The sequence below is a fragment of the Streptomyces mauvecolor genome (genome assembly GCF_039532965.1).
In the GTDB taxonomy this organism is placed as follows: Bacteria; Actinomycetota; Actinomycetes; order Streptomycetales; family Streptomycetaceae; genus Streptomyces; species Streptomyces violascens.
Map to the genome: position 1 here is coordinate 178,660 of NZ_BAAASQ010000023.1, position 22,830 is coordinate 201,489.

The 22,830-nt window shown below is 74.1% G+C and carries 16 protein-coding genes; 13 read left to right on the forward strand and 3 right to left on the reverse strand.

What is annotated here, in order from left to right:
- Positions 1–6 precede the first annotated feature (6 nt).
- The 9 genes from ABD346_RS28370 to ABD346_RS28410 all read left to right on the forward strand — a co-directional run bounded on the left by ABD346_RS28370 (position 7) and on the right by ABD346_RS28410 (position 12,906).
- The gene (locus tag ABD346_RS28370) at positions 7–1,272 is read left to right on the forward strand and encodes a 6-phospho-beta-glucosidase (protein ID WP_344378739.1); all 1,266 of its coding nucleotides are present in this window, start codon (positions 7–9) and stop codon (positions 1,270–1,272) included.
- Positions 1,269–2,246 carry an N-acetylglucosamine kinase gene (locus tag ABD346_RS28375; protein WP_344378741.1) on the forward strand — a complete coding sequence of 326 codons (978 nt, stop codon included), beginning with the start codon at positions 1,269–1,271 and terminating at the stop codon, positions 2,244–2,246. Before ABD346_RS28370 ends, ABD346_RS28375 begins: the two co-directional genes overlap by 4 nt.
- A 193-nt stretch (positions 2,247–2,439) precedes the next feature.
- Complete coding sequence (locus ABD346_RS28380; RefSeq protein WP_381226799.1) at positions 2,440–3,819, forward strand: hypothetical protein; 1,380 nt, start codon at positions 2,440–2,442, stop codon at positions 3,817–3,819.
- Positions 3,820–4,004: 185 nt separating this feature from the next.
- Positions 4,005–4,940, forward strand: coding sequence for a glutamate ABC transporter substrate-binding protein (locus ABD346_RS28385; RefSeq protein WP_344379115.1), 936 nt, complete (start codon positions 4,005–4,007; stop codon positions 4,938–4,940).
- Between the two features lie 95 nt (positions 4,941–5,035).
- Positions 5,036–6,316, forward strand: a complete 1,281-nt coding sequence (locus ABD346_RS28390) for a hypothetical protein (protein WP_344378742.1) — start codon at positions 5,036–5,038, stop codon at positions 6,314–6,316.
- Between the two features lie 50 nt (positions 6,317–6,366).
- The gene (locus tag ABD346_RS28395) at positions 6,367–8,922 is read left to right on the forward strand and encodes a serine/threonine-protein kinase (RefSeq protein WP_344379116.1); all 2,556 of its coding nucleotides are present in this window, start codon (positions 6,367–6,369) and stop codon (positions 8,920–8,922) included.
- Positions 8,923–8,924: 2 nt separating this feature from the next.
- Positions 8,925–10,166, forward strand: coding sequence for a PP2C family protein-serine/threonine phosphatase (locus tag ABD346_RS28400; protein WP_344378744.1), 1,242 nt, complete (start codon positions 8,925–8,927; stop codon positions 10,164–10,166).
- 85 nt (positions 10,167–10,251) lie between these two features.
- Complete coding sequence (locus ABD346_RS28405) at positions 10,252–11,610, forward strand: vWA domain-containing protein (protein ID WP_344378746.1); 1,359 nt, start codon at positions 10,252–10,254, stop codon at positions 11,608–11,610.
- A gap of 90 nt (positions 11,611–11,700) precedes the next feature.
- Positions 11,701–12,906, forward strand: coding sequence for an FHA domain-containing protein (locus tag ABD346_RS28410; RefSeq protein WP_344378748.1), 1,206 nt, complete (start codon positions 11,701–11,703; stop codon positions 12,904–12,906).
- Here ABD346_RS28410 and ABD346_RS28415 read toward each other — a convergent pair.
- Positions 12,887–13,861: a methyltransferase domain-containing protein gene (locus ABD346_RS28415; protein WP_344378749.1), complete on the reverse strand. Its 975-nt coding sequence runs from the start codon at positions 13,859–13,861 to the stop codon at positions 12,887–12,889. The two genes, ABD346_RS28410 and ABD346_RS28415, sit on opposite strands and share 20 nt — an antisense overlap.
- A gap of 168 nt (positions 13,862–14,029) precedes the next feature.
- On the opposite strand from ABD346_RS28415, the gene ABD346_RS28420 reads away from it, so the two are divergent.
- The 4 genes from ABD346_RS28420 to ABD346_RS28435 all read left to right on the forward strand — a co-directional run bounded on the left by ABD346_RS28420 (position 14,030) and on the right by ABD346_RS28435 (position 21,630).
- Positions 14,030–14,434 carry a globin gene (locus ABD346_RS28420; protein WP_344378751.1) on the forward strand — a complete coding sequence of 135 codons (405 nt, stop codon included), beginning with the start codon at positions 14,030–14,032 and terminating at the stop codon, positions 14,432–14,434.
- Positions 14,435–14,754: 320 nt separating this feature from the next.
- Positions 14,755–17,976, forward strand: a complete 3,222-nt coding sequence (locus ABD346_RS28425; protein WP_344378752.1) for an ABC transporter permease — start codon at positions 14,755–14,757, stop codon at positions 17,974–17,976.
- Between the two features lies 1 nt (position 17,977).
- The gene (locus tag ABD346_RS28430) at positions 17,978–20,695 is read left to right on the forward strand and encodes an FtsX-like permease family protein (protein ID WP_344378754.1); all 2,718 of its coding nucleotides are present in this window, start codon (positions 17,978–17,980) and stop codon (positions 20,693–20,695) included.
- Positions 20,692–21,630: an ABC transporter ATP-binding protein gene (locus tag ABD346_RS28435; protein WP_344378755.1), complete on the forward strand. Its 939-nt coding sequence runs from the start codon at positions 20,692–20,694 to the stop codon at positions 21,628–21,630. The genes ABD346_RS28430 and ABD346_RS28435 overlap by 4 nt, the downstream gene beginning before the upstream one ends.
- Positions 21,631–21,684: 54 nt before the next feature.
- Here the strand turns inward: ABD346_RS28435 and ABD346_RS28440 are convergent, their stop codons facing one another.
- Both ABD346_RS28440 and ABD346_RS28445 read right to left on the reverse strand, forming a co-directional pair.
- A complete protein-coding gene (locus ABD346_RS28440) occupies positions 21,685–22,377 on the reverse strand; it encodes a DUF8010 domain-containing protein (RefSeq protein ID WP_344378756.1) in 693 nt (230 codons plus the stop codon).
- The gene (locus tag ABD346_RS28445) at positions 22,374–22,826 is read right to left on the reverse strand and encodes an acyl-CoA thioesterase (protein ID WP_344378758.1); all 453 of its coding nucleotides are present in this window, start codon (positions 22,824–22,826) and stop codon (positions 22,374–22,376) included. The genes ABD346_RS28440 and ABD346_RS28445 overlap by 4 nt, the downstream gene beginning before the upstream one ends.
- Positions 22,827–22,830 lie beyond the last annotated feature (4 nt).

Here is a 22,830-nt window from a genome sequence, read left to right on the forward strand (position 1 = left end):
CCACGAATGAAGCTCGCAGTAGTGGGGGGCGGATCCACCTACACCCCCGAACTCATCGACGGCTTCGCCCGGTTGCGGGACACCCTGCCGATCAGTGAGCTCGTCCTGATCGACCCGGCCGCCGACCGCCTGGACCTGGTGGGCGGGCTCGCCCGGCGCATCTTCGCCAAGCAGGGCCACCCGGGGAAGATCGTCACCACCTCGGACCTGGACGCGGGCGTCGAGGGCGCGGACGCGGTGCTGCTCCAACTGCGCGTCGGCGGCCAGGCGGCCCGCCTGCAGGACGAGACGTGGCCGCTCGAATGCGGCTGCGTCGGCCAGGAGACCACGGGCGCGGGCGGCCTCGCCAAGGCGCTGCGGACCGTGCCGGTCGTCCTGGACATCGCCGAGCGGGTCCGCCGTGCGAACCCGGACGCCTGGATCATCGACTTCACCAACCCGGTGGGCATCGTGACCCGGGCCCTGCTCCAGGCCGGGCACAAGGCGGTCGGTCTTTGCAACGTGGCCATCGGCCTCCAGCGCAAGTTCGCGGCCCTGCTCCACGTGACGCCCGCCGAGGTCCACCTGGACCACGTCGGCCTCAACCACCTGACCTGGGAGCTCGGGGTGCGGCTCGGCGGGCCCCAGGGCGACAACGTGCTGCCTAAGCTGCTCGCCGAGCACGGCGACGCCATCGCCGACGACCTGCGCCTGCCCCGCCAGGTCCTCGACCGGCTCGGCGTGGTCCCCTCGTACTATCTGCGCTACTTCTACGCGCACGACGAGGTGGTGCGCGAGCTGGGCACCAAGCCGTCCCGGGCCGCCGAAGTGGCCGCCATGGAGCGGGAGTTGCTCGCGCTGTACGCCGATCCTGCGCTCGACGAGAAGCCCGGGCTGCTCGCCAAGCGCGGCGGCGCCTTCTACTCGGAGGCGGCCGTCGACCTCGCGGCCTCGCTGCTCGGCAACGGAGGAAGCCCGGTCCAGGTCGTCAACACGTACAACAACGGAACGCTGCCCTTCCTCGCGGACGACGCGGTCATCGAGGTGCCGGCCCGGGTGGACGGTACGGGCGCCGTCCCGCTGCCGGTGCCCGAGCTCGACCCGCTGTACGCGGGATTGATCGCACACGTCACCGCGTACGAGGACCTCGCCCTTGAGGCCGCGCTGCGCGGCGGGCGCGACCGGGTGTTCCGGGCGCTGCTCGCGCACCCGCTGGTCGGGCAGTACGACTACGCCGACGGGCTCACCGACCGGCTGATCGAGCACAACCGGGAGCACCTCGCGTGGGCATGAGTGTGCTGGCGATCGACGCCGGCAACAGCAAGACCGATGTGGCACTGATCGATGCGGACGGAACGGTGCTCGGCACCGCCAGGGGCGGCGGCTTCCGGCCGCCTGCGGTGGGCGTCGAGGTGGCCCTGCACATGCTGGCCACCACGGTGGAGGAGGCCCACCTCTCCGCGCACCTGCCCGGACCACTGCGCGTCGAGCACGTCTCGGCGTGCCTGGCCAACGCCGATCTGCCCGTCGAGGAAAGGGAGTTGGCGGCAGCCCTGCGGGCCCGCGGCTGGGGGGACTCCGTGCGGGTGCACAACGACACCTTCGCGATCCTGCGCGCAGGGCTGCCCCCCGGCGCCGAGCCGCGCGGGGTCGCGGTGGTGTGCGGCGCGGGCATCAACTGCGTCGGCATGACCCCGGACGGGCGCACCGCCCGCTTCCCCGCGATCGGGAAGATCTCCGGCGACTGGGGCGGGGGCGGGGGCCTGGCCGAGGAGGCGCTGTTCTTCGCGGCGCGCGCCGAGGACGGCCGCGGCGGCCCGACCGCGCTCGCATCCGCCCTGCCCGCCCACTTCGGACTCTCCTCCATGTACGAGCTGATCGAGGCGCTGCACCTGGAGAAGATCCCGGCCGTGCGCCGGCACGAGCTGAGCCCGGTCCTGTTCGCGGTCGCGGCGGCCGGGGACCCGGTGGCGCGCTCCCTCGTCGAGCGCCAGGCCGAGGAGATCGTGGCCCTCGCGGCGGTCGCCCTGGACCGGCTCGGCCTCCTGGAGGTGGAGACGCCGGTGCTGCTCGGCGGGAGTGTGCTCGCGGCCCGGCATCCCCAACTGGACGACACGGTAAGGGAGTTGCTCGCGGCCCGGGCCCCCAGGGCGGTGCCCCGGGTGGTGACCACGTCGCCCGTGCTCGGCGCGGGACTTCTGGGCCTGGACCACGTCTCCGCCCCGGAGGGGGCCTACGCGCGGCTGCGCGCCCAGTACGTGCGGTAGCGATCCGGGCGGCTCCCTGTGGAACCGAACGGATCGCCGACGCGTATACATGGTGGGGACGTGGGGCAGGGGGCCAAGGGGTGCCGGACACCTCCAGGGGCGCGGTACGGCAGGTAACAAGATCCAGACAACCCTGGATGGTTGTCGGTCCCTGCGGCCATACTGCCTAGGCAGCGACCGAGGGGGAGGTCAGGTGGCGAATCCGCCGAACGTGCGCGAACCGGAGACGCGGGAGTCCGCGGCCCGGGTCGCGGCGCAGCGACCCGGCACACACCGGAGCTGGGCCGATACCCGGGAGCAGCTGCGCGCCGCCGCCACGACCGAGCCCGGCCGCCTGTGGATCATCGGTACGGTCGTGGCGCTGCTCGTCGTCGCCTTCGGCGGCGTGACCGCCTGGGAGATCTCGGACCGCTCGGCCGCGGCGAGCGACGTGGTCAACCGCAGCCAGCCGCTGAGCGCGGATGCCGCGTCCATCTACCGCTCCCTCGCCGACGCCGACACTGCCGCGGCGAGCGGCTTCCTCGCGGGCGGCCAGGAGCCCCTGGACGTACGCAAGCGGTACGACACGGACATCGCGACCGCCTCCCGCCTGCTGGTCAAGGCGGCCGCGAACACGACGGGTTCGGCCGAGTCGGCCCAGCAGATAGCCACCCTGAACGAGCAGCTCCCGCTCTACAACGGCCTGGTCGAGCAGGCACGGGCCAACAACCGGCAGGGCTTCCCGGTCGGCGGCGCCTATCTGCGCTTCGCCAACCAGAAGATGAGCACCAGCCTGCTGCCTGCCGCGCAGAAGCTGTACGAGGCCGAGACGGGCCGGCTCTACGACGACTACGACCAGGCGGACACCTGGCCGTACGCGGCGACCGCGCTCGGACTGGTGGCGCTCGGCGGGCTCGTGTGGGTCCAGCGCCGCAACTACCTGCGCACGAACCGGGTGTTCAACCACGGGCTGCTGGCCGCGACCGCCGCCTCCACGGTGGTGCTGCTCTGGCTGGTGGTGGGGCACGCGGTGGCCTCCTCCGACCTGTCGACCTCACGCGCGCACGGCCAGGAGTCCCTGAAGGTCCTCAACGACGCCCGGATCAGCTCGCTCCAGGCCCGCGCCAACGAGAACCTGACGCTGGTGGCCCGGGGCGCGGTGCTCAACGACAGCGGCAAGGACCTGTACGAGGCGTCGTTCGCCCAGGAGATGGCGTCCCTGTCCGACCAGCTCGGCGCGGCGGTGAAGCTCGCGGACGACAATACGGGCAAGGCTCCCGTGATGAAGGCCAAGGACGACATGGGCGTCTGGCAGGAGCGCCACACGGCGGCCCGAAAGACGGACGACAGCGGTGACTACGACGGCGCGCTGACGCAGGTCATCGGCGCGACGGGCTCCACCGGCGAGTGCTTCGACCAGGTGGACAAGGCGCTGGACTCGGCGATCGCCCACGAGCAGCACGAGTTCACCACGGCCGCCTCCGACGGCCGCGGCGCCCTGACGGGCCTGCCGCTGGGCGCGGCCGTCCTCGCGGTGCTCGCCGCGGCGGGCGCCGGCGTCGGCATCAGCCGCCGCCTCGCGGAGTACAGGTGAGCGGCATGGACAGCGGCAACGGACGCACCACCGGCGGCGGATCGGCGAGAGGGGTCGAGATGAGCGGCGCGAACGGCTCGGCGGGTCCGGCACACCCGGCCGCCCCCGGCACCGACCTGCCAGGCCGGGCCGTGCGCGCGCGGCGCGGGGCCGGGCGGCTGCGCGGCTGGGGCGGCGTCGCCGGGATGGCGCTCGCGCTCGCGGTCGCCGCCGGCGCGCTGATCCCGCTGACCGGGCACGGCGGCGAGGACGCGGCGGCGAGCGTCGCGGGCCCCGGCCTCGCGCAGGGCGTCCAGGCCAAGGCCGACGACTGCAAGGACCCGGAGGCGAGCCTGCCCCCTTCGTCGGCGGACGGGCCGAACATCGACGCCATCAAGCGGCGCGGCAAGCTGGTCGCGGGCGTCGACCAGAACAGCTTCCGCTGGGGCTACCGCAATCCGACGACGCGCACCCTCGAAGGCTTCGACATCGACCTGGTGAAGGCGATCGCGAAGAACATCCTGGGCGACGAGAACGCGGTCATCTACCGCGCCATCCCCACCAGCCAGCGCATTCCCGCGCTCCAGAACGGCACGGTCGACGTCGTCGTCCGCACGATGACCGTCAACTGCACCCGCATCAAGCAGGCCTCGTTCTCCACCGCCTACTTCGAGGCGGGCCAGCAGGTGCTCGCCCCCAAGACCTCCGCCATCACGGGCTTCGACGACTCGCTGAAGGGCAAGCGGGTCTGCGTGGCGGCGGGCTCCACCGCGCTGGAGGCGCTCAAAGCAAGTCCGCACGGCGCGGACTACCAGGACTTCACGGTCCCCAACCAGCTGGACTGCCTGGTGCGCCTCCAGCAGAACCTGGTGGACGCGATCGTCACCGACAACGCGCTCGCCGCGGGCCAGGCCGCCCAGGACCCGGCGGTCCAGCTGAAGGGCAGCCCGTTCACCACCGAGTACTACGGCGCCGCCGTCAAGCTCGGCAACACCGACCTGGTGCAGCGGATCAACCAGGTCCTGGTGGACTACCGGGGCGGCGGGGCCGGCAGCCCGTGGATGAACGCCTACCGCAAGTGGCTCGCCGCCGACCTGCCCGGCATATCCGGGCCACCGGCACCCAAGTACCGGACAGGATGAGCGAGTTGACGGCGGCGTCGTACCACAGAGCGGAGAGGTGATCGATGGGCACGGGACCCTCCCCCAGCTCCACCGGGGGACCCCCGGAGCAGGTCATGGACCGGGACGAGGTGGACCGTGCGCTGGCACGCCTCGGCGCCGAGCACGAGGCCGTCGAGACCTCGCTGCTCGCCCTCCAGGACCATGCCGGGCGCCGGCTCCTCGAAGGCGCCGGGCTCACCGGCGTCACCAAGGAGCGCTGGGCGTCCACCGAGCAGTCGATCTCCCTGCTCTGGGCGTACTTCGACGCGTACACGGCGGCTCTCGAGTCCGCGCGTGAGCTGCGCGCACGGCGGCGCTGGCTCGGCCGGGAGGATCTGGTGGAGCTGACCGAGCGGCTGCGCGGCGAGTCCGTGACGCTGTCGGGCGCGGCCCTGCACAGCGCCCCGACGCTGGCCGGCGGCCCGGCGCGGCTCACCGAGCGGTTCACCCTCGGCGAGCTCGTGAACCGGATGAACGAGCTGTACGCGCACTCGCTCGACCTGGTCGTGGCGGCCGACGCGGTGTGGTCGGCGCTGCCCGCCCGGATAGACCTCCTGGCCGCCGAGCTGCACCGCACCCGCGGCCTCGCGCACTCGGTGGGCGTGCGGCCCGGGGAGCATCCCTCGGGCGACGACCTGGAGTCGATCACGGCCGAGCTGACCGATCTGCGTGCCCAGGTGATCTCCGATCCGCTGGCGTTCTGGGTGCCCGCGCCGGGCAGCTCCGCGCCGGGCGGCGGCCGCCCCGACACCGGGCGCTACGACCGGGCGGCCCGCGCCCTGGAGGACGTACGCCGCGAAATCGACGCGGTCCTGACGGTCCGCCAGGACGCCGAGCAGCGGTTGGCCCGGCTGCGCGATGTACTGTCGCGGGCGGATCGCACGCTGGCCGAGGCCCGGTCGGCGCGCGGCGAGGTCCTCGCGAAGATCGCGGCGAGCGAGGTGCCCGCCGTGAGCGGCCCGTCGATCGCGCTCCAGGAACAGCTGGCCACCGCCGCCGAGTACCGCAGGCACGCGCAGTGGCACCGGCTCTCGCCGCTGCTCGAATCCCTTGAGCAGAAGGCCGAGGACGAACTGCTGCGCGCCCGCGAGTCGTTGACGGCGGTCACCGCTCCTTTGGCGGTCCGCGCGGAACTGCGCGGCCGCCTGGACGCGTACAAGGCGAAGGTCGCCCGGCACGGCATGGCCGAGGATCCGCTCCTGATCGAGCGGTACGACGCGGCCCGCCGGATGCTGTGGTCCGCGCCCTGCGATCTGCGCGTCGCCGAAGAGGCGGTGCTCCGTTATCAGCGGGCGGCGGCCGACGCCCTGGTCCCGAGACATCCCGGGCCCGTTGACCAGAAGGGGGAATCGTGAGCGAGAACACCCAGTGCCAGCGCCCCGGTTGCGCGGGTTCGTACGAGGACATGGGCGGCGGCGAGCTGTACTGCGACACGTGCGGGCTGGCTCCGGTCGTGTCTCCCAACGGGATGGTGTCGTCGCCGCCGACCGGGATCACCGGCGGCGGGCACCGCTCGGCCTCGCAGTCCTCGCACCCCTCCTCGCGCAGTTCGTCCCGCTCCTCACGGTCCTCGACGTCGCGGCGCTCGGTCTCCGGACGCCTTTCCTCGCTGACCGGCGGCAGCACCTCGCGGTCGGTGTCGGTGCGCAGTTCGGGCAAGGCGGCGAGTTCGTCGGCGCGCAGCCGGCTCGGCGCGGGCCTGGTGTCGGTGCCGGAGGTGCCGCGCCCCGATCCGCGCTCGGCGGTGATGGAGCACCCCGAGGTCCCCGAGCGGAAGCGATTCTGCTCGCGTTCGGACTGCGGGGCGCAGGTGGGCCGTTCGCGCGGTGAGCGCCCCGGGCGCACGGAGGGCTTCTGCACCAAGTGCGGCCACCCGTACTCCTTCGTGCCGAAGCTGCACACCGGCGACATCGTGCACGGCCAGTACGAGGTGGTGGGCTGTCTGGCGCACGGCGGGCTCGGCTGGGTCTACCTCGCCGTGGACCGCGCGGTCTCCGACCGCTGGGTGGTCCTCAAGGGCCTGCTCGACACCGGTGACCAGGACGCGATGGCGGCGGCGATCTCCGAGCGGCGCTTCCTCGCCGAGATCGAGCACTCCAACATCGTGCGGATCTACAACTTCGTCGAGCACCTGGACCAGCGCACCGGCTCGCTCGACGGCTACATCGTCATGGAGTACGTCGGCGGCAAGTCGCTGAAGGAGATAGCCAACGAGCGGCGCACGACCGCCGGCAAGCGCGACCCGCTGCCCGTCGAGCAGGCCTGCGCGTACGGCATCGAGGCCCTGGAGGCGCTCGGCCATCTGCACAGCCGCAACCTCCTGTACTGCGATTTCAAGGTCGACAACGCGATCCAGACCGAGGACCAGCTGAAGCTGATCGACATGGGCGCGGTGCGCCGCATGGACGACGACGAGTCGGCGATCTACGGCACGGTCGGCTACCAGGCGCCCGAGGTCGCCGAGCTCGGCCCCTCGGTCGCCTCCGACCTGTACACGGTGGCGCGCACCCTGGCCGTGCTCACCTTCGACTTCCAGGGCTACACCAACGTCTACGCGGACAGCCTGCCGGACCCCGACAACATCGACGTGTTCCGCACGTACGAGTCGTTCTACCGGTTCCTGGTGCGGGCCACCGACCCGGACCCGGCGCGCCGGTTCGCCTCCGCGCAAGAGATGGCGGAGCAGCTGACGGGCGTCCTGCGCGAGGTCGTGGCGCTCCAGACGGGCCGCCCCCGGCCGTCGCTGTCGACGCTGTTCGGCGCCGAACTGCGCGTCACGGACACGAAGTTGTTCGCCGAGCACAACGGAGACGTCTCGCGCCTGGGGGCCCGCGTGGCCCCGGTGGGCAGACGTGCCCGCAAGGCGCTCGCGGCCGCCCCGGTCCTGGCACCGGCCCCGGCCGCTGTTCCGGCGGGCGCCCCACCCCTCCCGGCCGTCGCCCCGGGCACCCCGAACCCGCGGCATCCGGCCACGCAGGGCGCCATCCCGGTGCCGCGCTCCGAGGGCAGCACCGGCGGCGGGCACGCTTCGCCGCTGCTCGCGCCGCTCGACCCGCGCGGCACCTCGCTCGCGCTTCCCGTGCCGCACGTGGACCCGGGCGACCCCAACGCCGGGTTCCTCGCGGGCCTGATGGCGGCCGCGCCCGCCGAGCTGATCACCGCTCTTCGCTCGGCCCCGGCCGACTCCATCGAGCGCCGGCTGCGCGAGCTGCGCGCCCGGCTCGACATGAACGAGCGGGTGTCCGCCGCCAAGGCCCTCGAATCCCTGGAGACGGACCACCCGGACGACTGGCGGGTGGTCTGGTACCGGGGCCTGGCCTCGCTCGCGGCGGGCGACAACGAGAACGCGGCGCTGTCCTTCGACGCGATCTACGACGCGTTCCCCGGGGAGCCCGCCCCCAAGCTCGCCCTCGGCGTGTGCGCGGAGGTGCTGGGCCAGCTCGACAACGCGGCCGAGTACTACCGCCTGGTGTGGACGACCGACCCGAGCTATGTGAGCGCGGCCTTCGGCCTGGCCCGGGTGCAGCTCGCGGCCGGGGACCGCACCAGCGCCGTACGGACCCTGGAGTCGGTGCCCGAGGCCTCCATCCACTACACGGCGGCGCGCGTCGCGGCGGTCCGCGCGCGGCTGCGCAGCCGCGCCCCGCAGGACCCTTTGCTCGCGGACCTGAAGGCCGCAGCGGCCCAGGTCGAGGCGCTCGACGGGTTCGGTCTGGACGCGGTGCGACGTGAACAGCTGGCGACCGAGGTCCTGGGCACCGCCCTGGACTGGGTACTGTCGGGGAGCACCGGCGCCGGGCAGGCGAAGACCGCACTGCTCGGCAGCGAAGTCGACGAGCGGGGCCTGCGCTTCGGTCTGGAACGTTCGTACCGGGTGCTCGCCCGGCTCGCACAGCGTGGCGAGGAAAGGATCGACCTGGTGGAACGGGCCAACCGATTCCGCCCCCGGACCTGGGTGTGACGATGTCGCAGACGCATCAGCTCGCCGCCTGCCCCGGCTGCGAAGAGCCGTTGGAGACGGGAGACCTGTACTGCGGGGCCTGCGGGTACGACCTGTCGGCCGTGCCCGAGCCCCCGCTGGACCATCCGACCATCGAGATGGCGTCCCCGGTCGCCGCGGGGCAGGAGCCCCAACTCCCGTACGCGGTAAGGACGGACGAGCCCGTGCCGGCGGGCGCCGGGGACCATGGCGGGGACGAGTACCCGCTGCCCGCGCCCGACCCGCGTGCCGCCGAGCCCGATCCGGACACGCATGTGGCCCGGCCCCCGGCGCCCGGCGCCAAGGTGTGCGTGGCGTGCCGGGCCGGGCGGGTCGACGACGACGGGTACTGCGAGAACTGCGGGCACGCCCAGCCGCGCGAGCGCGACCACATGGAGCAGGAGCTCGGCTCGGTCTCCGCGGTGAGCGACCGCGGCCTTCGCCACCACCGCAACGAGGACTCCTTCGCGCTGTCCTCGACCGCGCTGCCCGACGGCTCGCCCGCCGTCGTGGCGATCGTCTGCGACGGGGTGTCGTCGGCGACCCGCCCGGACGAGGCGTCCGCCGCGGCGGCCGCCGCCGCCAACGAGGCGCTGCTGGCCGCCCTGCCCCAGGGCACCCACCCCCAGCAGGCCATGCACGACGCGATCCTGTCGGCCGCCGAGGCCGTCAACTCCCTTGCCGCCGAGCCCGGTCAGGCCCACCGGGACGATCCGCACCGCCATCAGAACGCGCCGGCCTGCACGCTGGTCGGGGCGGTCTCGGCGGGCGGCCTCCTCGTGGTGGGCTGGGTCGGCGACAGCCGCGCGTACTGGGTGCCGGACGACCGCGCGACCGCCCCGGCCCGGCTCACCGAGGACGACTCGTGGGCCGCGCAGATGGTGGCGGCCCGCCTGATGAGCGAGGCCGACGCCTACGCCGACGAGCGCGCCCACGCCATCACGGGGTGGCTGGGGGCCGACGCGTACGAACTGGACCCGCACACCGCCTCGTTCAAGCCGGACCGCTCCGGCGTGGTCGTGGTCTGCACGGACGGCCTGTGGAACTACGCGGAGGCCGCCGAGGAGATGGCCCGTGTCATCCCGGCGGACGCCGCCGAACGGCCGCTGCACAGCGCCCAGGTGCTCGTCGGGCACGCCCTGGACGGCGGGGGCCACGACAACGTAACAGTGGCCGTACTGCCGTTCGCGGTGGAGCAGCAAGGGGCAGGATCCGCCTACAACTAGGGCTCCGTCCCCATTGCCGCCCTATTGCGCCGCCTCTCTCACTTCTTTCACTTCTGGTCCATGGAGCCTCAAGGAGCCTTTTCCGATGGCCAACTTCTCCAAGTCCAACGTGCCGCAGTTCTCCGTCGAGGTGTACCAGAACGAGTTCCTGCCGGAGGGCGGCCGCGAGGTCAACGCGATCGTCACGGTGGCCTCCACCGGCGGCGGCACCATCGGCGGCGCACCCTTCACCACGGCCACCACCGCACCGTCCCACATACCCGGCCGGCCGCCCGGTGCGGCGGTTGTGATCATGGTGGACTGCTCGGGTTCGATGGACTACCCGCCGACCAAGATGCGCAACGCCCGTGACGCGACGGCCGCCGCCATCGACACCCTGCGCGACGGGGTCGCCTTCGCGGTCGTCGGCGGTACGCACATCGCCCGCGAGGTCTACCCGGGCAACGGCCGCCTGGCCACCGCCGACAGCCAGACCCGTACGCAGGCGAAAGAGGCGCTGCGCAAGCTGAGCGCGGGCGGCGGCACCGCGATCGGCACCTGGCTGCGGCTCGCCGACCGGCTGCTCGGGGCGGCCGACGTGCCGATCCGGCACGGCATCCTGCTCACCGACGGGCGCAACGAGCACGAGTCGCCCGAGGACCTGCACTCCGCCCTGACGGCCTGCGCCGGACGGTTCACCTGTGACGCCCGGGGCGTGGGGACCGACTGGGAGGTCAAGGAGGTCACCTCGATCGCCTCCGCGCTGCTCGGCACCGCGGACATCGTCGCGGATCCGGCCAATCTGGCGGCGGATTTCACGCAGATGATGGAGAACGCGATGGGCAAGGAGGTCGCGGACGTGGCTCTGCGCCTGTGGACCCCGGTCGGCGTGGAGATCAGGTTCGTCAAGCAAGTGGCGCCCACCGTCGAGGAGTTGACGGGCCGCCGCACCGAGGCGGGCCCGCGCGCCGGGGACTACCCGACCGGGTCCTGGGGAGACGAGTCCCGCGACTACCACGTCTGCGTGCGGGTGCCCGAGGCCGGCGTCGGCCAGGAGATGCTCGCCGCCCGCGTCTCGCTGATCGTGCCCGACCGCGAGGGCGGGGCGCCGCAGGTCCTTTCGCAGGGCCTGGTGCGGGCGGTGTGGACCGACGACATGGCGGCCTCCACCTCCATCAACCCCCAGGTCGCGCACTACACGGGCCAGGCCGAACTGGCACAGGTCATCCAACAGGGTCTGGATGCCCGCAAGTCAGGCGATGCGGACGGCGCGACCGCCAAGCTCGGCCGGGCGGTGCAACTGGCCGCCGCCTCGGGGAACGCGGATACGGCGAAACTGCTTGCGAAGGTGGTGGACGTCGTCGACGAGGCGACGGGTACTGTGCGACTGAAGGCGAAGGTCGCGGAAGCGGACGAGATGACCCTCGAAACGCGCTCCACCAAGACCGTTCGCGTCAAGAAGTAACAAGAAGCACCACGAAGTACAGCCCAGCACACAGATCCACCGAAATACCGCGGCCCACCGGGCCGGACGACGAGAGGGGGAAGCGACTCCATGCCGACCTGCCCGAACGGACACCAGTCGGGTTCCGACGACTGGTGCGAGATCTGCGGCCATCGCATGGGCGCCGTGCCGCCGCCTCCCCCGCCTCCGCCCGCGTACGGCTACCCGGGTCCCGGGGATCCGAACGCCACCTCCCAGGCCGAGCTCTGCCCGCAGTGCCGCACCCCGCGCGAGGCGGGGGCGCCCTTCTGCGAGGAGTGCCGCTGGAACTTCCTCACGAACACCGCGACCTCGTACACGCCGCTGGCCCCGCAGCACCCGATGCCGAACCAGGGTCCCGGCCCCGCGAACGGCCCCGGTCCCGCTCCGGCGCAGGGCCCCGGTCCCGGCCCGAATCTGCCGCCCGCCTTCCAGCAGGGCCCGCCGCCGCCCGCGCCGCGCGACCCGTACGAGTACCAGAGCTCGCGGCCCTCGCAGGTGAACCGGCCCGCCGAGCCGCTGGCCGCCGATCCTTCGCAGCGCTCCGCGCAGCAGCTGCCGCCGAACGCGTTCCAGCAGCCGCCCCCGCCCCCGGGGCCCTTCAGCCCCGGCCAGGGCGGGCCGCCCCCGCCGCCGCCCGCCTTCCAGCAGGCGCCCCCGGCCGCGCCGCCGGTCCAGCAGCCGGGGGCCGACGACGACTGGATGCTGCCGCCGCCGTCCCAGCCCGTCCAGGAATCCGGCCGCCGGCCCGCACCCGACCGCGGCGACGACTGGCCGCAGCCCACCGGGCCGGACCGGGCCGACGACTGGCCGCAGCCGACTCCCGAGCGGGGCGGCGACGACTGGCCGCAGGCCGTGCCGCCGCCCGCCCCGGCCGGCTGGGCCATCACGATCGGCCCGGACCGGGACTACTTCCTGGCGATGATGCAGCGCAGCGGCCCGGAAGCGGCGGGGCTCAACCTGCCCGCGTACTCGCCCGAGCAGCAGCGCCCGCTGTCCGGCAACCAGGTCACCATCGGCCGCCGCCGCCACTCCACCGGCGAGGCGCCCGACATCGACCTGTCGGTGCCGCCGGAGGACCCGGGCGTCTCGCACCAGCACGCGGTGCTCGTGCAGCAGCCGGACGGCACGTGGGCGGTCGTCGACCAGAACTCGACGAACGGCACCACGGTCAACGGCTCCAGCGAGCCGATCCAGCCCTACGTCCCGGTGCCGCTGCAGGACGGCGACCGGGTGCACGTGGGCGCCTGGACGACGATCACCGTGCGCCGGGGCTGACCGGCCACTCCCGCAGGGGCCAGGTGTAGGGCCCCTGCGGATCGTCCAGCCACGCCCACTGGGTGCCGTCGTCCACGGTCACCCCGAACCGCTCGCGGCGGGGCCGCTGCTCGCGCTGCCACAGCGCGTGCGCCTCGTACGGGTCGAGGCTGCCCGCCGTCAGCTCCAGCAGGAAGCGGAACAGCTCGTTCGACACGCTCGCGCGCGGCAGCCCGCCCGCGTACGGGACGGGCCGGTTCTGCGAGCCCGTACCGCGCAGCGGCACGAAATAGGCCGGGGTGTGCAGGAAGCGCCCTTCGGCGCGGCCCGGGCCCGTCACGCGCAGCCGGATCAGGCCGGTGGCCAGCGGGGCCAGGATCAGCGCGCCGGTGCGGCACTGGGCGGGCCAGTCGTACGGCACCGAGCCCACCGTGCAGGTCGCGATGATCTTGTCGAAAGGGGCCCGCGAGGGAGCGCCGCGCGCGCCGTCCCCGGTGATCACTGCGGGGTGGTATCCGGCCGCGGCCAGATGCGCCCGCGCGGACTCGGTGATCTCGGGGTCGAGGTCGACGGTGGTCACGTTCTCCTCGCCGAGCCGGTGGCACAGCAGCGCCGCGTTGTACCCGGTCCCGGCGCCGACCTCCAGGACCTGGTCCCCGTCCAGGATCTCAAGGGCCTCCAGCATGCCGGCCATCAGTGAGGGCTGGCTGGAGGACGAGACGAGGTCGCCGTCGCGCATCCGGGTGGCGAGCGGGGCGTCCACGTACGCCCCGGCGAGCCAGCGTTCGCGCTGCTCGGGGTCGGGATCCTCGCCCCACAGCCGGACGTGGCCGCCGGGCGCGCCCTCGTAGTAGTACGGCACGAAGAGGTGGCGCGGCACGTCCTCGAAGGCGGCCCGCCAGGCAGGGTCGGCGAGCGCCCCGCCGGCCGCGATCTCGCGCACCAGGGCCCGCCTCAGTGCCAGGTCCGCGCTCATACGTCCACTGTGCTGCGCCGGAAGCCGGGAGGCGAGCGGTCCTACGCCTCCGGTCCTCGGCCACCGGGTCTGAGACCATGGAAGCGTGCTGCATTTCCCGGGGAACGGCCCCTGGACCCCGGGCCGCGTTCCGGGGCAGGCCCACATGACATTGCGAGGGTGTTCTACGTGACCGAGATTCCGCGCGGCACGCTGCCGGAGCAGACCTTCTACGAGCAGGTCGGCGGCGAGCAGACGTTCCGGCGCCTCGTGCACCTCTTCTACGAGGGCGTCCACGAGGACCCGCTGCTTCGTCCGATGTACCCGGAGGAGGACCTGGGCCCGGCCGAGGAGCGCCTCGCCCTGTTCCTGATGCAGTACTGGGGCGGCCCGCGCACCTACAGCGACGGCCGGGGACACCCGCGCCTGCGGATGCGGCACGCCCCGTTCACGGTCGACCGGGCCGCACACGACGCCTGGCTGCGCCACATGCGCGCGGCCGTCGACGAACTGGGCCTCTCCCCCGAGCACGAGCAGACCCTGTGGAACTACCTGACGTACGCGGCGGCGTCGATGGTGAACTCCGAGGGCTGAGCCCTTCCGAGCGGCCTCGGCGAAGCCCGCTGCGCCATCCGCGCCCTTTGCGGGGCGCGGGCCGCGCGACCGGCTCCCACCGGCCCGCGGCTGAAACACCCCGCTTCGCGCGCGGAGGGCATAACACCTCAAGAACGCCACGTGAAGGTACTCGCAGTCCCCAAATACTGCCCCCGCGACCGGAATTCGGTCCTCCGTGGTCGCATTCCGATCACGATCGGGCAAGTTCATACGGCAAGCGGTTTCCACGGCCCCATGCCCTCTGAAAGCATCTGGGCACATTTCGGGGGGATGGCCTAAAAGCCGCCGAGGGGGGCCGTGTGCCGGGGTTCGTCTTTCTGCGGGTGCGTGCGCACCGGCTGCTGCTCATCGCGGCGCTGCTCGCGGTGCTGCTCACCACGTCGGTACTCGCCGCCCTGGCGACGTTCTCCGGGTCCGTCGGGGACGCCGCGCTGCGCCACACGCTGGCCACCCGGTCCGCCGCGCCCGCGGCCCTCGCCGTCAAGTCCGAGGTCAAGCCGGACCGGCGCAAGGCCGCGGCGGACGCGGTACGCACCGGAGCCCGCGCCACGTTCGACCAACTCCCCGTCACGACAAGTGAGTTGACCGAATCCGGACCGTACGCCCTGCCGCGCTCCCTGCAGTCGCCGGACGCCCGCGGCGGCGACCCCGACCTCACCCTGTTCGCCGCGATCGACCGCTCGCGCGTCCGCCTCACCGCGGGCACCTGGCCGGCCGCCGACGGCTCGCCCGAGATCCAGGTCGCGCTGCCCGAGTCCGCGGCCGGACGCCTCGGTCTGCGCCCGGGCGCCACGCTCGCCCTCACCGACCGGCTCGACGGACCGCCCGTCACCGCCCGGATCACCGGTGTCTACAAGGCGGTTGACGTCGCGGACGCGTACTGGCGGCTCGACGACCTCGGCGGCCGCGGCATGCGCAAACTCGACTTCACCACGTACGGGCCGCTGCTCGCCGACGACTCGGTGCTCGCGGGCGGCCGGGTCAGCGCGGGCCAGAGCGCGTGGCTGGCCTCGGCCGACTTCTCCAAGATCGGCGTCGATCGCATCGACCGGCTGCGCGCGGCCGCCACCGACGGGCCCAAGTCCCTGCTGAAGCAGCCCGTGTTCGGGGGCAACGCGACCGCGGTGACCTCGCTGCCGGAGATCCTCGACCGGGCCGAGCGCTCCCTGCTCGTGTCCCGCTCGACGCTGCTGATCGTGGCGCTCCAGCTGGTGCTGCTCGCCGGGTACGCACTGCTCCTCGTGGCCCGGCTGCTGAGCAGCGAGCGGTCCGGCGAGACCGAACTCCTGCGGGCCCGGGGCGGATCGCGGGGCCGGATCACCTGGCTCGCGGCCGCCGAGGCGCTGCTCCTCGCGGTGCCCGCAGCGCTGGTCGCCCCGCTGCTCGCGGGCCCGCTGACCCGGCTGCTCGCCGGGCGGGGCGCGCTCGCGCGGGCGGGGCTCCATCTGGACACCTCGGCCACCTCCACGGTGTGGCTGGTCGCGGTCCTGGTCGCGCTCGGCTGCGCGGCCGCCGTGGTGGCCCCCGCGCTCTCGGCCGGCCGCCTCGGCCGGGGCGGCCGGGACGGGGCGCTGCCCGCGCCCGTCCGGGCCGGCGCCGACATCGGGCTCCTGGTGATCGCCGGGGTCGCCTACTGGCAGCTGGACCGGCAGACCTCCGGCTCCGGCGCGATCAACACCGACGCCTCGGGCGGGCTCGGCGTCGACCCGCTGCTCGTGGCGGCCCCCGCGCTTGCCCTGCTCGCCGGGACCGTCCTGGTCCTGCGACTGCTGCCGCCCGCGGCCCGGCTCGCCGAACGGCGGGCGGCGGGCGGGCGCGGGCTGCCGACGGCGCTGGCGGGCTGGCAGTTCAGCCGCCGCCCGCTGCGCGGCGCGGGCCCGGTGCTTCTGCTCATCCTCGCGATCGCGATGGGGCTGCTCACCCTCGGCCAGGCAGCCACCTGGAACCGTTCGCAGAGCGACCAGGCCGACTTCCGCGCGGGCACCGACATCCGGGTGCTCGGCTCCACCATCAGCCCGTTCGGCCAGGCCGGCTCGTACGACGCGGTCCCCGGGGTCGGCGCGGTCGCCCCGGCCTCGCGCGGCTCGATGCCGCTGAGCGGCGGCCGCTCGGGCACCTTGCTCGCCCTCGACACCCGCCACGCGGACGGCTTCCTGCTGCGCGAGGACCTCGCGGGCCGGTCCGCCAAGGACCTGCTCGCCGCGCTCACGCCGAAGCAGGACGCCCCGGCCGGCGTCACGCTCCCCAAGGACACCGAGCGGATCGGCCTCGACCTGCGGCTGACCGCCGGGGCCCCGGGCGGGCCGCCCGGCACGGTGACGGCCACCCTTGAGGACCGCTTCGGGGAGCAGTTCCGCTTCACCCTCGGCAAGCTGGCCCCGGACGGCCGCCCCCACCCCCTCGACCTCGACCTGGCCGCCGCCGCGGGCCGCCCGACGGGACGCCCCGCCGGCCCCCTGCTCCTGACCGGCCTCGACGTGGTGAGCGAGCTGCCCGACGGTGCGGCCGAGCCGCAGGCGATCGCCTTGGACGGGCTGCGCGCCACCGGCCCCGGCGGCAAGGAGACCCCCGTCGCCGTGTCGCCGGCCGGCCGGTGGACGGCGGGCACCGACAGCACCAAGGACACGAACTGGGAGACGGGCGCCTCGTCCGTCACCCGCACCGTGCGGCTCACCGCGCCGCGCCCCGCGCCGCCCGCACCGGCCGCCGTCGCCGACGACAGGTTCCTCCAGTCCAGCGGCAGCAAGGTCGGCCAGACCATCGACGTGCCACTGGCGGGCCGGAGCGTGAAGGTGAAGCTCGTCGCCCGCGTGCAGCAGCTGCCGACCACCGGCAGCGGCGCGGTCGGCCCGGCCGCAGCCCCCACCGGCGCCGTCGCGACCGACGGCGGGGGGCTGCTCCTCGACCTGCGGGCCGTCAACCGGGTCCTCCAGGACAAGGGCGACGGCCTGACCGCCACCGAGTGGTGGCTGACGACCGCGCCGGACCGCTCGGCCGCGGCCGTGGCGGCGCTCAAGGCCCGCCCCGACGCCGACCCCGCGCAGATCGTGTCCCGTGCGGAGATCGCCAGGGAACTCGGCGACGATCCGCTGGGCGCGGGCCCCCAGTCCGCGCTCGCGGCCGTGTCGATCGTGGCGGCGGCCCTTGCGGCGGTCGGCTTCTCGGTGAGCGCCGCCGGGTCGCTGCGCGAGCGGGGCCAGGAGTTCGGCGTGCTGCGCGCGCTCGGCACCCCGCGCCGCCAGCTCGCCCGGCTGATCGCCGCCGAACAGGGTGTGCTGATCACGATCGCCCTGCTGGCGGGGCTCGGCCTCGGCGAAGTACTGACCAGAGCGGTGGTGCCGCTGATCGTGCTGACCGACCAGGCGACCCAGCCGGTGCCCGCGGTCCTGGTCGAGCTTCCGGCCGGCCGGGTGGCGCTGCTGCTCGCCGGGGTGGCCGCCGTGCCGCTGCTCATCGTCGCGGCGATCGCGCTGCGCCGCACCGATCCTGCCGTCACACTGCGACACCAAGGGGGCAACTGACATGTCCGGCACAGCAGTCGCGCCCTGGGTCCGCACCCGGCTGCGGACCGCGCCGGGCGCCGCGGCGGCGCTCGCCCTCCTGGTCCTGCTGACCGCGTGGCTGGCCGCGGCCTACCCGCGCGCGATCGACACGTACGAGGACAACGGGCTGCGCCGGGCCGTCGCCACGGCCGCGCCGGGCCGCACCGCGCTCCAGTTCGCGGCCGGGTCGCCGGGCCTCGCCCTGCCCGACGAGCAGCGGGCTGCCCTGGTCTCCCCGCAGGAGATGAAGCGGCGCTTCGAGTCCGTCGTGCAGAACGTGCCCGCCCCGCTCACGATCGACCTCTCCCAGTCGGCGTACGGGCTGCGGACCACCCAGAAGCTGGAGTCCGACGAGCCGTTCCTGGCGCGGCCGTACGGGCTGCCGCCGCGGCTCACCGTGGCCACCCAGTCCGACCTGGCCGCCCACGCCCGCGTGGTGTCGGGCCGGCTGCCCGCGGGAACGGCCGACCAGAAGTCGGCACAGGCCGAGGCCGCCGTCACCACGGCCACCGCCAGGACCCTGAACATCAAGGCGGGTTCGGTGCTGCACGTGGCCACGGTCGGCGGCGCGCGCCTCGCGTTCACGGTGACCGGCATCGTGGAGCCGCTGCTTCCGGAGGCCGGCTACTGGTCGGTCCTGCCGGTGCTCCGCACCCCGCAACTGCTCCCCGCCTCCAGCCAGCCCGATCCGCCGAAATACTGGCACGGCGGTCTGCTGCTCGCCCCGGGCGCCGCCCCGGCCCTGCTCGCGACCGACAGCAAGCCCGAGACGTACGCCCAACTCGCACCAAACAGCACAGATTTGAATGCCCGTCAGTTCGACGGGCTGAAGGCGTCGGTCGCGGGCCTGCAGAACGGTCCCGCGCTCTCCAGGATCCGCACCTCCTTCTCCATCTCGACCAGCGTCTACACCGAACTCGACCGGGTGCTCCTCTCGTACGCGACCGTGCGCGACTCGATCACCCCGGTGGTCGCCGTCGCGGGCTTCGGCACCGCGACCGTGGCCGCCGTGGTGCTCCTGATGGCGGGCGGCCTCGCCGCCGCCCGCCGCGCCGCCGAGCTCGCCCTGCTGCGCGCCCGCGGCGGCTCGCTGCGCCAGATCGCCGGGCGGCTGCTCGCCGAGAGCGCCGTCGTGGTGGTCCCGGCCGCGGCCCTCGGCCTGCTGCTCGCGGTGCTCGCCGTGCCGCACGGCCGTCTCGGCCCCGCGCTCGCCGCGGCGGGCGGGGTCGCGGCCCTCGGCTGCCTCGCGCTGCCGGCGCGTGCCGCGCTGACCCACCGCACGGTCCGCTCGGCCGCCGAACGCGCCGATCTCGTACGGGAGAAGCCCTCGGCGCGGCGCACGGTGGCCGAGCTGACGCTGCTCGTGCTCGCGGCGGGTGCGGTGTTCGCGCTGCGCCGCCGCGGCACCGGCGGGGGCTCCGCCGACTCGCTGGTCAGCGCGGCGCCGGTGCTCGTCGGGGTGATCGCGGCGTTCGTCCTGATCCGCCTCTACCCGCTGCCGCTGCGCTGGGCGGCCCGTCCGGCGGCCCGGCTGCGCAGCACGGTCGGCTTCCTGGCGCTCGCCCGCGCCGGACGCGCCTCGGGCGGCGGTGTGCTTCCGCTGCTCGCCCTGCTCACGGCACTGACGACGGCCGCGTTCGGCGGCTCGGTCCTGGCCGGCGCCGCCGACGCCCGCGACCGGGCCGCGCTGTACGCGACGGGCACCGACGCCCGGATCGACAGCGACCTGTCGCTGCCCAAGGACCTGCCGGGCCGCGTCGCCCACGTCCCCGGCGTCCACGGCGTCTCGCCCGTGCACATCGAGTACGCGGTGCGGCTGCCGGACGACGACACGACCGCGGTCGCGGGCGTGGACCCCACGACGTACTCCGAGCTGACCGCGGGCACCGCGCTCGGCGTCCCGGCGGACCGGCTCAAGGCGCCGGCAGGGGCCCCGGGCAAGGCTGTTCTGCCCGCCGTGGCCTCGCCCTCGGTCGCCCAGCGCCTCGGCAAGGAGCCGGTGAAGCTTCGCGTCGCGGGCTACGACGTGACGATCAAGGTGGTCGCCGCCCAGGACGGCTCGGCGGCCGTGCCGTCCAGCGACTTCATCCTGGTGGACACCGCCGGACTCGGCGCGAAGGACCCGACCGCGCTGCTCCTCGGCGGCACCTCCATCGACGCCGAGGCGCTGCGCAAGACCGCCGCGAGCGGCCATGTGAGCGTGCGGCTCCAATCCGAGGCGCGGCAGGAGTTCGCCGACTCCCCGCTCCAGACCGGCGCCGGGCGCATCTACGCGGCGGCCGTCGCGGCGGGCGCGGGCCTCGCCGTCCTCGCGCTGCTCCTCTCGCTCCTGCGCGGCGCCCCCGAACGCTCCGCGCTGCTCGCCCGCCTTCGCACCATGGGCCTCACCCGCCGCCAGGGCCGCACGCTGCTCGTCCTGGAAGCGCTGCCGCCGGCCTTCCTCGCGGCGGCGGGCGGCGCGCTCACCGGCTGGGCGTCGATCGCGCTGCTCGCGCCCGGCATCGACCTGGCGGGCCTGGCGCTCGCCACCAGCAGCAGTCTGGCGCCGGTCGGCTCCGAACTGCGCGCGGACCCGCTGTCGCTGCTGCTGCCCGCCGTGTGCGTGGTGCTGCTCGCGGCGCTTGTGGCGACCGCGCAGGCCTGGTGGAGCGGCCGCCGCGGATCCATCACCGAACTCAGGGCAGGAGACGCTCGATGACCACATCGCTCGAAGACCTGGAGCGCCGGGCCACGGCCCACCGCGACCGGCCCGCCTACGGCCACGACGCCCTGATCGCCTGCGACCGTCTGGTACGGGTCTTCACGACCGACGGCGTGGAGGTGCAGGCTCTCCAGGGCCTCAATCTCCTGGTCACCGACGGCGAGTTGATGGCTCTGGTGGGCGCGTCGGGCAGCGGCAAGTCGACGCTGATGAACATCCTGGCCGGCCTGGACGTGCCGACGGCGGGAGCCGCCCGGGTGGCCGGCCGCGACCTGCTGACGATGGACTCCGGGGCCCGCCTCGGCTACCGCCGCGACGTGGTGGGCTTCGTCTGGCAGCAGACCGCCCGCAACCTGCTGCCGTATCTGACGGCGATTCAGAACGTGGCTCTGCCGATGCAGCTCAAGGGCGGCCTGTCCAAGCGCGGCAAGGCCGAGCGGGCCGACTCGCTCCTGACGATGCTGGACGTCGCGCACTGCCGCGACCGGCGCCCCCACCAGATGTCGGGCGGCGAACAGCAGCGCGTCGCGATCGCGGTGGCGCTGGCCAACAGCCCGTCCGTGCTGCTCGCCGACGAGCCGACGGGCGAGCTGGACTCGGCGACGGGCGAGCAGATCTTCGCGGCGTTCCGCACGGCCAACGAGGAGCTGGGCACGACCATCGTGATCGTCACCCACGACCAGGCCGTGGCGAGCGAGGTCCGCCGCACGGTGGCCATCCGCGACGGCCGCACCTCGACGGAGGTTCTGCGCCGCACCCAGGTCGACGAGACGACGGGCGAAGAGTCGTTGGTCGCCCGCGAGTACGCGATGCTCGACCGGGCCGGGCGCCTGCAACTCCCGGCGGAGTACACCCGCGCCCTGAACATGGAGCACCGGGTGGCCCTGGAGCTGGAGACCGACCACATCCAGATCTGGCCGGACGAGCAGTAACCGGCGTACCGGGCACGGAAGCCGGGCCTGAGGGCCCGGCGCTCGGGGTGCGGCTCAGGCGGGGGTGACGCTCAGCCCGCCGAGGCCGGCCCTGCGCAGCGCGACGGACCCGTACGGCGTACGAAGCCGCAGCCAGGGGCCGGAGGCGAACAGCGCCACCGGCTCGGGCGCGGAGGGCGCGCCCGCCGAGGCGAGCGCACGGACGGGCCGCAGGAAGCCGAGCGACTGGGCCGCGTGCACGGCCCGCAGCGGCAGCTCGGTGGAGCCGAGCGTGCGGGACCAGATCTCGCGGCCGATCAGCTCGCGCTCGGCGCGGGTGCGGCGCTCTTCGGGCAGCGCCTCGTCCCGGGCACGGAACTCGGCGACGGCGGCGGCAACCGCGCCCCGCATCTGTTCGGGCCCGGGCAGCCCCGGCACCGGCTGCCAGCCGCCGCGCGGCGGAAGCACCCCGGCCCACGGCGGCCCGGTGACGGCCTCGGGCACGGTCGTGCTGGCATTCAACTCGTCGAGGGATTCGAGGAGTTCACCGGCGGAGACGGTCACGTCCAGGGCGACGGAGTCGTCCTGGAGCCGGGCCGTGCGGATCGCGAGCACCTCGAAGGAGGGCGGCCGGCCGAACACGGCGACCGCGCCGCCGCCCGCCTGGAGGCGGACCGCGGCGGCCCGGTCGTAGTGGATCAGCCGGCCGAGGAAGGCGGCGAGGTCCGCCGCCTCCCTGGCGTCGTCGAACCGCAGCACGGCGTTCATGCCGCGGCCCGCTCCTGCCCGTCGTCGCGCGAGCCGTCGTCCAGGTACTCCCGCAGGAAGGCCTTCTCCTCGGCGGTGATCCGCCGCGGCCGGCCCGCCGCCAGGTCGTAGGGCACGACGACGGTGGCTGCGGCGACGTACACCAGGCCGCCCTCGCCGGGCTCCTTGATCTCGTAGGAGATGGTCAGTGAGGCCGCGCCGATCTTCGTCACCCACGACTCGATGATCACCGGCTCGTGCCGGTGGACCAGGGGCCGCTTGTAGTCGATCTCGTGCCGGGCCACGACGGACCCGCCCTGGAACGACGGCGACCCGTCGCCCGGCTGCAGCCGGAACATGAAGTCGATGCGGGCTTCCTCCAGGTACCGGACGAAGACCGCGTTGTTGACGTGCCCGAAGGCATCCATGTCCGACCAGCGCAGCGGGCAGCGGTAGATATGACGCGTCACTGAC